This is a genomic window from Enterobacter cloacae subsp. cloacae ATCC 13047 (genome assembly GCF_000025565.1).
GTDB lineage: Bacteria > Pseudomonadota > Gammaproteobacteria > Enterobacterales > Enterobacteriaceae > Enterobacter > Enterobacter cloacae.
In genome coordinates, this window is the sequence record NC_014121.1 from 1,055,952 (window position 1) to 1,069,368 (window position 13,417).

Below are 13,417 nucleotides of genomic sequence, written 5' to 3' on the forward strand. Positions count from 1 at the left end.
AGCGAATCCGTGGGAATAACACCACGGATCCTTTTCGCTGCTCATTGCCTGTACATGGCGGTACATATATTTATGAAGACAAACAGAAAACGGGTTGTCATTACCGGGATCGGTATTCTCTCTTCGCTGGCTGAAAACCTGCAGGATTTCAGAAACGCCTTACTGAATAAAAAAAATGGCGTCACGGACAGCGTGCGTTTTTCAAAATGGTTTGAAAACGCCAGAGCCGCTGAAGTCTTGCATGACATTGACTATTCGGAATTACCGGACGACGTTATCGCCTCCCTGGATAATGCCGCACTCTGGGCCTACAAAGTGGGTAAAGATGCGCTGAATCAGGCGGGGCTGGCTGAGAATAAAGCGCACCTCAAAGAAACCGGTTTAATTGTTGGCGTGTCATCTGCCGGGACCGAGGCATTTCTGCCGCTGTTTGAGCAACGCATGGAAGACTTTTCCCTGCGTAAGGCGCTGTTCTCTGGCGGTTTCTCCTCCTGCTGTTCCAGCGTCTCCACGCTGCTTGGGTTACAGGGCGGTGTTGAACTGGTCGCGACCGCCTGTACGGCCAGCCCTAACGCGGTCGGCATGGCGTTTGACTACATCCAGAACGGCAAAAGCAAAACCATGCTGGCCGTCGGGACAGAACCTATCTACCTGCCCACCTTCGCGGGCTTTTATGCCCTGAACGTGATGCATCCGGACGCCTGCACGCCGTTCTCCGGCAATTCGGGTATGTCCATCGGTGAAGGGGCCGGGGCGATCGTGCTTGAAGAGTACGAACATGCTGTCGCACGTGGCGCCACCATTTACGGTGAAATTCTCTCTTATGCCACCTCCTGCGATGCGTTCCACGAAACCGGACCGGATCCACGCGCCAGCGGCGCGGTACAGGTGATGCATAAGGCGATGGAAAATGCCGGCGTCACCCCGGATCAGATCGAATACGTCAACGCCCACGGTACCGGAACAGAAGCCAACGACCGTATCGAAACGCTGGCGATGAAAAAGGTGTTTGCCAACAATGAGAAACTGTTGGTGAGCTCTACCAAGTCTTATTTTGGTCATAACATCGGCGCGGCGGGGATCGTCGAACTGATCGCCTGCCTGGTCACGCTGCCGGATAACCGCGTGCTGCCGACGCTGAACTTCACCAACGCGCGTCCAAATTGCGATCTGGATTACGTACCAAACGACTTCCGTGACCAGAAAATCAACCTCTTCATGAAGAACAATTATGCCTTCGGCGGTAACAACTGCAGCATGATTATCAGCATGGAGCCTTGTTCGATCCCGGTCAGTACCTACGACGAAAAGCGCGTGGCGATCACCGGCCTGGGTGCCGTTTCCGCGATTGGCCACACCGTTCACGAGATCCTCGACAACGTATGGCAACAGAACCATACCGTTGAGCTGGGCGGCGTCACCTTCCCGGAAGACACGCTGGAAGAGGCGAAAGAGTTACTGGATGTGCTGGAAACCACCCGTCAGTTCGAAGCGCTGTTTGGTGACGATTTCAACGCGCTGGCCGAAACGCTGCCGGAAGCGAATGAACACTTTAAAACCTTCCAGGTTTCCGGGCTGGAACCGCGTAAACATCTGCGCCGCTTTGACCCTCGCAAGGCCACGCGTGGCGGTACGTTCGCATTAATTGCCCTGTCCGAAGCGCTGGAGCAGGCGAAGCGTAAAATCAAGCGTGATGGCGATGAGCTTGGCATGGTCATGGGAATGTCTAGTGGCCCGCAGGAGACGACCTACAAATATCTGCAGAGCCTTAAGCCAGACCCACGTAAAGTCAGAACCTCTGAATTCCCGGGATCGTTGATGAACTCCATCCCGACGTTCTGCGGTATTTCGGAAGGGATCAAGGGCTACACCACTACGCTGGCGACCGGCGAGAATGCGGCATTAGGCGCATTAACCTACGGCTACGAAATCGTGCGTCAGGATCTGCAGCCGCAGGTGCTGGTGGGCGGCGCGGACGAGTATTTCCCGTCCATGTCACTCTATATGGACGCCGTAACCCGCAAGCTGCATATGACCTCCGACGCCAGGGAATATCAGATCTACGGTAACGATCCGAAGGGTTACATTCCTGGCGAAGGTGCCTGCATGTTGTTGCTGGAAGATCCGCAGCGTGCAGCCGCACGTGGTGCAGAAGTGCTGGCGGAAGTGGCCGGTTACGGTAAAGCCTGTAGCAACAGCTATTTTGATGCCTCTCAGCGGGACGAGAAATCCTCCTCCATGGCGCTGGCTATCGCCCGTGCGCTGGCGGATGCCGGTGTAACGGCGCAGGAGATCGACCTTGTCTGTGGTACCAGCAACGGTAGCGATGAGAGCTCACGCATTGAAATCGATGCGATTTACGCCACCTTCGCCCAGGCAAAACCGGACGTACCGGTCGTGAACTACAACGCCTGCTTTGGCTTTGTCGCGTCTGCTGCCGGACTGCTTAACCTGGCCGTCATCATTGACTGTTTTAAGACGCAGGCGGTTCCCGCTATTCCTCATACCGTCGAGTTTTTCGATAAGCGAATTAACTTCGTTCGTGAACCGTTAAAACTTGCCCTGAAGCACGTATTGCTGGTGGGTGCGACGGAAGGCGGTAACTACTACGCGTTTGTGATTAAAGGATAATATTGTGGATAATGCCGCTATCATTTCGGGGTTCAGTTCTTGTCTGCCGTTTGCCGAAGACAGTCTTCAGCTTATTCAAAATCTGAAGCTGGGCAAACGCGTTGAAAGAAAGCCCTGGTTTAAATCCGACGACGAGGCAATTAAATGTGGGTTCGATGGCAATAAACATATTGCCACGCTGGATCATACGGATGATAGCGCATTAGATCTGCTTTATCGTCTGATTGACGATGCACTCGACCAGGCCGACCTGGATGTTCAATGGCTGGCCGGGTGCAATGCCCGGGTTTATTTAACCGGTATTGGCCCGCGGGTCGATGGCATGGCCTTTAAGAGTTTCTATAACAAAAATGATGTGGAAGATATTTATCTTTCAAAATCATTAATGCAGCTGTATGTGGATAATATGTCGCAGGATCGTATTGCCGGTCACCTTGCGCGTAAATATAACCTGCAGTATTTACCCCCGAATATGAATTGCACCAGTAATTCATCCATGACAGCCGTGCATTTAGGTTGCCAGGCCATCGAGCATGGCGGCGTAGATATTGTCCTGGTGGTGAACTGCTCAAAAATTAAAACGCAGGATATCTGGTTTCTGGATACGCAATCCATGCTGGATAGCCATCTTGTTCAGCCCTTTGGTGAAAACAGCCAGGGGGTGCTTTTTGCGGAAGGCTATAGCGCCATTCTGCTGGAAAATTCCCGCCACCGTCGCGCCAGAAAGGCGAAGGGCGGCGTGCGGTTGCAAACAACCTATACCCAAATCGGCGCAGGCAGAAGTAACGACAGCTCATGGCTCAGCACCAATATTTTAAAAGTGATGCAGGCCACAATGAAAAAAGCCGAACTGGACGTTGAGGCACTGTGCGCGATTATCCCTCACGGTAACGGTTCATCCGTCAGCGATAAAGCGGAAGCCAAAGCAATAGCGATGTTGACGGAAGGACATCCGGTTCCGGTTCTGGCTTATAAAGGCCAGATTGGCTATACCGCAACCGGCTCTGGGATTGTCGATTTAATTATTGGTCATCATTCGCTCACCCAGCAGGAGCTTATTTCCCCCGTTGGTAATGACACCATTATTGATGCCGTTGCTCAGCATGTTTTGATTGACCGTGGCGTTATTGGTCATCACAAAAACCACCTGCTTAAAGTTGGGGTTGGCGTGGACGGATCCATTATTGGCGCCGTCATGTCTACGGGTCATCCAGGCTGTTGAACGATCATGGAGAGTAACATGTTTTTATCCTCATTTTCGCTCATTGAGCCGGAAGATAAATTTTATTTCTATCAGCCCAGCTGGCTAAACGCGTGGGAGTCGCATTTATTTAATAAAGCGCTTAAATCAACCCATGCAAACGGCTGGGGTCTGAAACGTTTTGGTACGCAGCCGGAGTTATATGCCGGTGAGATGATCCGCAATCCTCAGTATCAAAAATACCTGGATGCGATGGAGCAAGCGGCGGATGACGCGCTCATGGCGCTGCCGGCGAAAGAGCGAATGAAGCTGCTAAAGCAGCGTACGGCATTTATTTATGTCGACTCCTGGGGGGAATCCGGGCCGTTTGAAAATATCTCCAGCGCATTACACATCTCAATGATTGATACGCTGCCAAAAAACCTGGTGAAGAAATTCTCTGTGAATTCACCGACGTGCAAAATCCGGGGTGAAAGGCAATCCTTCATCCAGGCCATGAGTCTGGCAAAGGATTATCTGAGCTGGGATGTGTTTGATTACGTGGTGATCTGCGCCGCCTACCGTGCGATCCCGGTGCTGGTGTTTTCGGACGAAGATATCGCGCTGAAGTGGGGAGAGAAGCGCAGGGGGAAAGCCCAGGATGTCAATTTAACCGTTGAGCGCGCGGGCTGTTTCATCTTTAGTCAGCATGAAAGTGCAATCCGGGTGAACGGCGGTCAATACGTGATGGCCGATACCCTTGAGGACATGCAGGCAGCGGATCGCGTGGCGTTTGCCGGTCTGCGTAAAGAGATGCTGTCTCGCTCAACCGTTGCGCCGCAAAAGACGTTAGATCTGGTCGATACCTTTGGTGCCAGCGGCTGTCTGACGCCAGCATTAAGCTTTGCGTATCTCCAGCAGGCTCCTCATTTTGCGGGAAAATTAAGAACTGTCGTTCCCGATAAACAGTTCGGTTACAGCTATTTCGACATTGACTATTGCAAGGAATAACGGCACCCCCATGAGCGGAATGATTAAAGAACTCCCAATGATATCGCTGAACAATATCTATAAGAGTTATGGCTCGGGCGAAGGCAAAGTCGATGCCCTGAAAAATATCAATCTTGAAATAGAGAAAGGCGAATTTCTGGCACTGTGCGGCCCCTCCGGCAGCGGTAAAAGTACGCTGTTAAATATCCTGTCGGGTATTGATAAACCGGGATTTGGTTCGGTGATGTTTTTGCGAAAATTACTCAACAATTTACCGGAAGAACAATTAGCAGAAATTCGTGGCAAGCATCTGGGGTTCATATTTCAGTTTTTTAACCTCATCCCCGTGCTGAGCGTATTTGATAACGTTTTTTACCCGCTGGTGCTGAATGGGCACATTGGCAAAAAAGAGGCGAAAGAGCGGGCGCTGCATTTTATCGAGAGCGTAGGACTGGCGGGATATACCGAACGTAAGCCGGGCCAGCTTTCGGGTGGACAACAGCAGCGTGTGGCTATTGCCCGTGCACTGGCGCATGACCCTCAGGTCGTGATTGCCGATGAGCCAACCGGAAACCTCGACCTGGTCTCCGGTGAGGCCATTCTCGATCTGCTGCTGAAAATCAACCGGGAGACACGCACCACTTTCATTATTTCGACGCACTCAAGCCAGCTGAAAGAGCGCGCGCGGCGTGTGGTTGAAATTAAGGACGGAGTATTAGTTCATGATTCACAATCGTAATTTCTTCATTCTCTGCTGGTTATTGATCTGCATGGCCTATGCCGGGAGCGTTAAAGCCGCCGCGGCCCCCGTGGCTGAGCAGGTGATAAAAAATGGCTTCCCGACGCAGGCCGATAAGCTAGCCGATATCACCCGTGCGTTGTTTACCGAATACAAGGCCAATGATAACGCGCTGTCGCTGGTTTTTTATGCCTACGGCATGCTGCGCCAGGCGGAACATGCCCTCAATACCAATGACGTCATTCGGGCGTCTGAGTATGGCAAAACGGGCTTTTTCTATCTCGATGAAGCGGTGGACCTCTACGAGGGCAATCAACGGGTGCGCTACATGCGTGCCCGTGTGGACGCGTACCTGCCAGCCGATATTGGCCGCTGTGTGGTGACGTTAAAAGATACGGAACAGATGGCGAAAAGCCCTGACGTATTCAATGCCGGGTTGATGAAGCACATTGACGAAATGCGTTATCGCGCGCTGTTGAGCTGTAACCGTACCGCCGAGGCAGACGCGCTGCTGGCGCAAACAGAACTGCGTCACGCCAACTCTGCATTACCACTGGCTTCTGGCGACGCGCCAGAGTGGGATATCAACGAAGTGACAGAGGTCTTGTTACCGCTGGTGAAAGGGAACTAAATGTCCGGGGTTATGGTGTTAGCGAATAGTGTTGTTGTACTGATTCTGATTTTTGTCCTCTGGTGCGTATTATTCCGCTCGCGGGATGTGAAGTTTGCTTTTTTAAACCTCTTTCGCCACAAGAGACGATCTTATTCAACCATTGCCGCCATTATGCTCGGTGGCGTGTCGATTTTTCTGTATGGCGGGTTTATCGATTACTCTTTCTGGATTTTGAAAGAGCAAACGATTCGAACCAATATTGGTCACGTGCAAATTTATAATGAAAATTATTTCCAGACGTCGAATAAAAACAAAAGCCTGATTGCAGATTATGCATCCCTGAAAAAGGCGATTCTCAACGATCCGGATCTTGCACCGCATATTTCGACGCTGTCCGGTCAGCTGGAATTTACCGGGGTGATTTCGCAATATGAAAGCGAAACGTCCAGCTATTTTTCCGCCCTGGGTGTGGAGCCGCTGCCTGCGTTAAAGCTGGGATCGTTTGATAAATTAATTTCCGGCAGCGATCTCTCCCGGGTGCGTACCGACGAAATCACGCTGGGCAGTGGGCTGGCGAAAACGCTCAATGCCCACTATGACGACTGGCTGGATGTGCTGGTGGTGAATACCGAGGGCGGGCAGGGCGCGTTATCGATGAAGCTGCGCGGCATCTTTGAGTCCGGTATTAAGGATTACGATGATGTGGCGATGAAAATCCCGCTTGATACCGCACAACGCATCATGGGAACCAACAGCGTCAGTAAGGTATTAATCCTGCTGAAGGACGACGATACCGCCGTCTTTAGCGCCAAACTGCGCCAGTTTATTGCGAAACATCATTTACCGCTGCTGGTCAAAGACTGGAAAGAGACCTCGATCTTTTATCAGCAAGTCGAAGGCTTATTATCCGGGATCTATTTCTTCATTAAGCTCATCGTCGGATTGATCGTGATCTTTATGATCGGCAATTCGATGACCATGAATATTATCGAACGTACCCGGGAAATAACCACCCTCAGGGCGATTGGCCTGAAACCCCTGCACGTCACCAGGCTGTTTTTACTGGAAGGGATTTTCATTGGTCTTATCGGCGCCATTGGCAGTCTGGCGACAGGTTATGCCATTGCTTCTGCCATCAATCTTTACGGTATCGCCATGCCGCCGTCACCGGGGCAATCGCTGGGCTATACGGCCTTTATTAAAACCGACAGCGTAGCACTGACCTGGATAACCCTCGTATTACCGATCCTGGCCGCAACCGGCGCCTCTGTGCTGCCTGCATTACGTGCTTCACGGCTGAATATTTCAGATGCTTTTAAATTTTCGTAAGGAAGCGATATGAAACGCGTTGTCATCACAAAACTGCTCTTTTGTCTGTGCCTGTTTTCCTCGGCGGTATTATCAGCGCCGGTGGATAACAAAGCATCAGAGATTATTCGTCGTGCCGATGAGGTTCGTTCCCCGAATAAACCTTTTCGCTACACCCTGACCATTCATGAATATAAGTCGGGCGCATCTCAGCCTGACAATAAGCAGGTGCTGGATATTTCCATGCGCTTTATGAAACCCGAAGGGGGAATGAAAGCCGATGCCCGTTCGCTGGCGCGTTTTATTTATCCCCCGCGGGACAAAGGCAAAGTGCTGCTCTCTGACTGGTACGATCTTTGGTTCTACACGCCAGAACTGCGTCGACCGGTTCCCGTTTCGCGCCAGCAGCGCCTGATTGGACAAATTTCCAATGGCGACGTCATTGTCACCAATTTTGAGTATGCCTACCACGCCACGCTGCTGGGCGAGGAAGCATGCGGCGATACGCAGTGCTATAAGCTGGAGTTGGTGCGCAAAACGGATGACGTCACGTGGCCAAAAGTCATCTATTACGTCGAAAAAGAGGGGGAGAACCGTCCTTTTAAAGCGTCGTATTACTCTCTGGATAATAAATTGATGAAAGAAGTGCTGTACCAGGATTTTCAGATGGTATTAGGGAAGATGCGTCCGATGAAAATTATTGTGAAGGAGGCCCGTCACGGTAACAGCTACTCCGTGATGGAGTACAGCGATGTTCGCCTGGAGTCCTTGCCTGAATCCCACTTTACTCGCGAGTCTATTCAGCGAGGTGCCAATTGAAACGCACATTACTGGGGTTAACTCTGGCACTCTCCGCTCTGCCCGTGAGCGCACTGGCGGACTGCCTGTCCGGTTCCGACTTTGCAAAAAACAGCACTGTCACGCTGTATGAGCAGGTGTCGCTGGTCAAAAAACAAATTTCAGACTGGCGAATTAACGGCCGAAATCCGTATACCAGACACAATATCTACAATGACGCGGGCGTGAATCTCACCAGCAAGTGCGCGATCGTTGATAATGCGCTGGATCTGGATTTGTCTCTCTACGGGCTCACCTGGTACTCACCGCGCAAGGTGGGAGCATTTGAAGAGGACGACAGCCGCTCTCAGCTGCTGATTGAGCGTCTGAGACTGGTTTACGCCGTTTCAGACAGCGTGCAGCTTGAAGTGGGAAAACTTCAGGCGAAGCAGGGTCTCTTTTTCCTGCGCTCACCTTCCGATCTGACTCCGCATTACTACGCCGGGTTCAAACCGACGCGGCTTTACGATCCCGCGCTTCGCACTGCGTATCAGTCCTCGTCCTGGGCCGCGACGCTGTCAATGGACAACCGGGATGAGTCGCTCTCGCTGACCATGATTCCGAAGCTGGCGACGATCGATAAATACTATCTGACCTCCAGCAACTGGTCCGCGAACCAGCGTGGCAACAGCAGCGAGGCCTGGCTTCTGAGCTATACCTCACATGCCTTCCGTCAACATACCCCGGGGATGCGCATTCTGCTGGGAGACTCGCAGTCGGTTGCCGTCTCTGACAGCTATCACTACACCCCACAGCTGACCCTGAATGCCGGGATGGCCTGGCACCGGGAGCAGCGCTGGCGTCATCTCTCTGAGGAGAAAAGTGCAGAAGTCCAGAACTATGCATTTCCTTCATCGCTGTATGAGACCGAGGACAAAAATGGCGTAGAGCTGGCGGTGGGCGGGCAATATACCACTGATACCTTTAACGTTTTCGGCCTGGAATATTATTACCAGAGCGAAGGCTACTCCCGCACGGAATGGCGCAAACAGCGCGAGCTGATGACCTTTTTGAATACGCCGACAGGTTATGCGCCGCTCGACAGGGCGTTTGATTCCTATAAGTACCTGATGGCGTCTGAAATCAGCAATACGGGCAACAAAGGCATGTTGCAGGGGAAACACTATCTCAACGCCTGGTCCAGCGTGCAGCTCACGCATCAGATCGCCGTGCAGCCTTATTTTATCGTCAATCTGATGGATAAAAGCACCCTGTCGGGGCTCCACATCAGCGCACCGCTGACCTTTATTGATGACCAGCTGGAAGCGTATACCGGCGTCTATTCAGCACTGGGTAGCGCAAATTCTGAGTTTGCTTTCTTCGGCGATGTTGCCGGTGGCTATGTTGGCTTTAAGTATTACTTATAAGGAAATGACTATGACGCTTGATAATCCATCGCAGCCTGTGGTGCTGCTGTTTTCCGGCCAGGGAAACCCGGTGATTGGTATGGGCAGCGATCTGTGGGATCTCAATGCAATGACGAAACAGATCTGGGATTGTGCCAGCGATGTGTCGGGTCTCGATCTGCGCCGACTCTGCCTTAAGGGGCCGATGAACAGGCTGATCCAGACCACGGTACAACAGCTGGCCGTTACGGCTATCAACGTATCGCTTTATAGCCTCTGCCGCGAGCGCTTCCCGACGCTGCGCGTCGTGGGTGCCTGCGGCCATAGCGTTGGCGAATACAGTGCCCTGTACGCGGCAGGCGCGATCTCGCTGGAGACCCTGTTCCGTACGCTGCATTTTCGTGCCAGCACCATGGATGCGGTGAGTAAAAAGCAGAAAGGCGCGATGCTGGCGCTGAAGGGGGCCGATTTTGCCACGCTGAGTGACATCATCACCCGTTCCGGGATCGCGCTGGATATCAGCTGCGACAACACCCCGCGTCAGCAGGTGATTGGCGGGACCCCGTCTGCGCTGAGTGATTTTGCCAAAGTGCTGGCCGATGAAGGCTATGAGCCGATCAAGCTCGGCGTCAGCGGGGCCTGGCATACCCGTTTAATGGCTGAGGGCGTGCAATTGATGCGTGACTTCCTGGCGGGACAGCCCTTCACCTCGCCAGCCTATGACGTGCTGATGAATGTGACCGCCAGAGTCGAAACGGTGCCGGACAATATCAAAGAGAACCTCTCCCTGCATCTGACGCAGACGGTGAAATGGGCCGATTCCATGGCCAGATTCATCCATCATCCAGACCAGCCGCTGTTCCTGGAGATGAGCAACAAACCCTATCTGGGACAGATGCTAAATGATTTTTCCGGTTTTTCTGCCGGGCGTGTCCTGCACTGCAGAAAAGTGTTAGGGATGTAATGGCCGAGCTATGATTCCAGATTATTTAACCTTCATCCGCTATCAGGATAAAAGGAACGTGCTTTTTATCTATATCGTGACGTTTATCCTGCTGGGCTTTTACTGGAAAAATGCCGGTTTCTCTTTTTCCCGGCAGGATGCCTGGGTCGCGAGCGGTATTTTCGCGCTGATCGGGTATAGCTTCATTGCCGACCTTAAGGCCTTCTGGGCCTATAAATGCGTCGTCAAGAATGTTGATTTGTCGGTATTTGTCGGCAAAGAGAGCCCGAAAACGAATTCGATCATCTTCGAACCGTTCGTTGTGCTTGCCGTCTCGATCCTGATTTTCGCGGGCATCACGGGGCTCTTCCTTGCGCTGACCACGCCAGGCATCACGCTGCTGATCATGGTTTTCGTGGCGCCGCTGATTATCTGGGGGATCTTTGCCGCACTGCGTCATGTCTATATTCAGCAGGTCGTTGCCTCAGCCAGAGACAAGGCAAAATACACGCAGCTTTCACAGTATGTGGCCGTTGCTGTCGTGATGAGTGTGGTGATGAATCTCCTGACCATCAGCCCCTTACGCAACAGTGCGCAGTTTGATCTCTATGGGCGCTACTTCACCTTAACCGCCATCATTACCATGGTGGTGCTCTGCGTGGTGGTGCTGGGAATCAATCTGCTGTTCTTGCGCTTTACCCGACGCTATGTGTTTCTGGGGCATCTGTTCCTTAACGAGATTGATCTCTATTTCTCCCCGTCAATCCCGTGGAGGACGCTGTCAGAGAAACCATTATGGCTGCGGCTGGTGATGCTGGTGGGCGTGGAATGTGTCTGGTCGGCTGTTATCGGCGTGCTGCTTACGCTTTCGGGATGGCAGGTCTGGTTTGAGGTCTATTTCCTGCTTTGCTATCTGCCATGTCTGGTGTACTACACGCTGCACACCTGGTGGAAATGGCATACCGATTTTATGATGTCGAGCGATATGTATCTGCGCTGGGCGGAGATCAGCAGAGAGGACACCCCCTGGTAGTCGCCTTCTGAAAGACATAAAAAAGCCAGACCCTCATCACTGACGGTCTGGCTTTTTATTACGTCTGTTTCGCTTAGCTCATTTTCATCCATGACAGCAGCATGGAGGCGCTGGCAATGACGTTAATGTTGGAAATATAGCCGTCGTAGCGGTTGTTAATGGCAGAAAGCTGATTATTAAAATGATCGTTTTCTGCCGTCAGCACGTCGAGCAAGGTGCGTTTGCCAAGGTGATACCACTGTTCGTAGAACATACGACGCACCCGATCCGTTTCACTTGTCAGGCGATCGTAATCATCGGCGCGCAGGAAAGAGGAGTCACGTACCTGAATCTGATAGTTAATCTGATACTCCAGATCTTTGTAACTCACTTCATATTGCTGCTGCGCCATATTGGCTTTCGCCCGTGCCGACATCTCAGCGGCACGCTGAGAGCCGCCGCTAAACGCCTCCCACTCGACGTTTAAGCCCGTATACCAACCCGCTTCGTTGCCGTTGCTGTCTTTGGCGGTGCTTTTGGAGATGACCCAATTCACCTGCGGCAGGGCCGACGATTTAATGCTTTCTGCCTCATACTCCGCCGCCCGGACTTTGGACTGCAGGTTCAGCATCATCGGGTTTTTATCCAGCCCAGAAAGCGCCACCGACGCCGGGATGACCGTGTCGTGCCAGCTTATGCCTTCCGGTAATTCAGGCTCGATCCCCAGCAGACGCACCAGTTTAATTTTGCTGGCACTCAGCTGATGCTCAATATTGTCGAGACTCGCCTGGGCCGACATCAGTTTTGCTTTTGCCTGCACCAGTTCACTCTCTCTGCCGCGGTCTGCCTGGGTAATTTGCGACAGCATGGTGACCAGCTCTTTCATGCGGCCAACATACTGTTTCGCCACAACCTTACTGTGCTGGTAACGCCCCATGTTCATCAGCTCGGACACGGTGTTGTAGGCCAGCTGTTCGCGGGAATACTCTTTTGAATAACGGGCTGCTTTTGCCGTTTCCAGAGAGTTGTCCACCTGGTTACTGATCCTTCCCCAGTCAATAATCGGCGTATTAACGGAGACCGTGCCGCTTGAGTCGCTGATATGGCTATTGTTGGATGACGACTGGCGATCGCCGCCCACGGTCGACAGCGGCGAGGTTACGCCCAGACGTACCTGGGGCATGCGCTGGCCTTTTACCTGATCGACCATGTAGTCAGACGCCATCACCTCTGCTGAGGCGGCCCGCAGTTCCGGGCTATACGCCAGCGCTCTGGCCACCATGCTGCGCAGAAAAACAAGCGAATCCTGACTGCCGGCACGGTAGCCCTGCGACATGCCGCTGATGGCTTGACGCGCACCGCCGTCACGACGCACCCCGGCGTACGCCGGGTCTGGTTTGTAATACTCGGTGACGGGCGGGAAGAAGTCTGCGTTTTTCTTCAGCGCAGCCCGGCTTTCCGCCGGTTTTGACGGGGCGGGGGCAAACTCCCTGGCTGTTGGTGCAGAGGCGTAACGTTCAGGGCGCGCAGTGGCTTGCGTTGGCATCGCCTTTTGCGTACTGACGTATTGCGACTGGGTACGCATGGCGGGCAGCGAACGCGGCGATGCCGCACTTTGCGACACCGTCCGCTGCACAGGCTGCACTTCGCGGTTGAGCTGTGACTGTGTGCGCATCGGCGGCAATGACGCCAGGCTGCTTTTAGCCTGAGCAATGTCAGCCGCGTGCAGCGGAATGACAAAAGAAGAGCAGGGCAAGCAGAGTGCAACTGCGGTTGCTACCCTTGCCCAACGACGCTCTTTACGTGCCTTAACCATAT

At 52.8% G+C, this 13,417-nt stretch carries 11 protein-coding genes; 10 read left to right on the top strand and 1 reads right to left on the bottom strand.

The genetic code is table 11. From position 1 onward, the window contains the following. The first annotated feature begins 72 nt into the window (after window positions 1–72). From ECL_RS05010 to ECL_RS05055, 10 genes are read left to right on the top strand one after another with little or no spacing between them, the layout of a single operon-like run. Window positions 73–2,631: a beta-ketoacyl-[acyl-carrier-protein] synthase family protein gene (locus ECL_RS05010; protein ID WP_013095703.1), complete on the top strand. Its 2,559-nt coding sequence runs from the start codon at window positions 73–75 to the stop codon at window positions 2,629–2,631. A 4-nt stretch (window positions 2,632–2,635) separates the two neighbouring features. Next, window positions 2,636–3,853, top strand: coding sequence for a beta-ketoacyl synthase (locus tag ECL_RS05015; protein ID WP_013095704.1), 1,218 nt, complete (start codon window positions 2,636–2,638; stop codon window positions 3,851–3,853). A gap of 18 nt (window positions 3,854–3,871) precedes the next feature. Continuing rightward, window positions 3,872–4,822, top strand: coding sequence for a hypothetical protein (locus tag ECL_RS05020; RefSeq protein ID WP_013095705.1), 951 nt, complete (start codon window positions 3,872–3,874; stop codon window positions 4,820–4,822). A 10-nt stretch (window positions 4,823–4,832) separates the two neighbouring features. Beyond that, window positions 4,833–5,540, top strand: coding sequence for an ABC transporter ATP-binding protein (locus ECL_RS05025; RefSeq protein WP_013095706.1), 708 nt, complete (start codon window positions 4,833–4,835; stop codon window positions 5,538–5,540). After that, a complete protein-coding gene (locus ECL_RS05030; protein WP_013095707.1) occupies window positions 5,524–6,171 on the top strand; it encodes a hypothetical protein in 648 nt (215 codons plus the stop codon). Before ECL_RS05025 ends, ECL_RS05030 begins: the two co-directional genes overlap by 17 nt. Beyond that, window positions 6,172–7,482 (top strand): ABC transporter permease, encoded by a 1,311-nt coding sequence (locus ECL_RS05035; RefSeq protein ID WP_013095708.1) that lies wholly within the window; start codon window positions 6,172–6,174, stop codon window positions 7,480–7,482. Between the two features lie 9 nt (window positions 7,483–7,491). Then, on the top strand, window positions 7,492–8,280 hold the full coding sequence (locus ECL_RS05040; protein WP_013095709.1) for an outer membrane lipoprotein-sorting protein: 789 nt from the start codon (window positions 7,492–7,494) through the stop codon (window positions 8,278–8,280). Continuing rightward, a complete protein-coding gene (locus tag ECL_RS05045; protein ID WP_013095710.1) occupies window positions 8,277–9,665 on the top strand; it encodes a hypothetical protein in 1,389 nt (462 codons plus the stop codon). Before ECL_RS05040 ends, ECL_RS05045 begins: the two co-directional genes overlap by 4 nt. A gap of 10 nt (window positions 9,666–9,675) precedes the next feature. Next, the gene (locus tag ECL_RS05050; protein ID WP_013095711.1) at window positions 9,676–10,608 is read left to right on the top strand and encodes an ACP S-malonyltransferase; all 933 of its coding nucleotides are present in this window, start codon (window positions 9,676–9,678) and stop codon (window positions 10,606–10,608) included. Between the two features lie 58 nt (window positions 10,609–10,666). Next, window positions 10,667–11,620, top strand: coding sequence for a hypothetical protein (locus tag ECL_RS05055; RefSeq protein ID WP_370882416.1), 954 nt, complete (start codon window positions 10,667–10,669; stop codon window positions 11,618–11,620). A gap of 73 nt (window positions 11,621–11,693) precedes the next feature. Here ECL_RS05055 and ECL_RS05060 read toward each other — a convergent pair whose 3' ends face one another. Further along, on the bottom strand, window positions 11,694–13,415 hold the full coding sequence (locus tag ECL_RS05060; protein ID WP_013095713.1) for a TolC family protein: 1,722 nt from the start codon (window positions 13,413–13,415) through the stop codon (window positions 11,694–11,696). Window positions 13,416–13,417: the final 2 nt, after the last annotated feature.

Coding starts and splice junctions, on each gene's coding strand:
- ECL_RS05010 (WP_013095703.1), top strand. CDS start 73: ATGAAGACAAACAGAAAACGGGTTGTCATTACCGGGATCGGTATTCTC.
- ECL_RS05020 (WP_013095705.1), top strand. CDS start 3,872: ATGTTTTTATCCTCATTTTCGCTCATTGAGCCGGAAGATAAATTTTAT.
- ECL_RS05025 (WP_013095706.1), top strand. CDS start 4,833: ATGAGCGGAATGATTAAAGAACTCCCAATGATATCGCTGAACAATATC.
- ECL_RS05030 (WP_013095707.1), top strand. CDS start 5,524: ATGATTCACAATCGTAATTTCTTCATTCTCTGCTGGTTATTGATCTGC.
- ECL_RS05035 (WP_013095708.1), top strand. CDS start 6,172: ATGTCCGGGGTTATGGTGTTAGCGAATAGTGTTGTTGTACTGATTCTG.
- ECL_RS05040 (WP_013095709.1), top strand. CDS start 7,492: ATGAAACGCGTTGTCATCACAAAACTGCTCTTTTGTCTGTGCCTGTTT.
- ECL_RS05050 (WP_013095711.1), top strand. CDS start 9,676: ATGACGCTTGATAATCCATCGCAGCCTGTGGTGCTGCTGTTTTCCGGC.
- ECL_RS05060 (WP_013095713.1), bottom strand. CDS start 13,415: ATGGTTAAGGCACGTAAAGAGCGTCGTTGGGCAAGGGTAGCAACCGCA.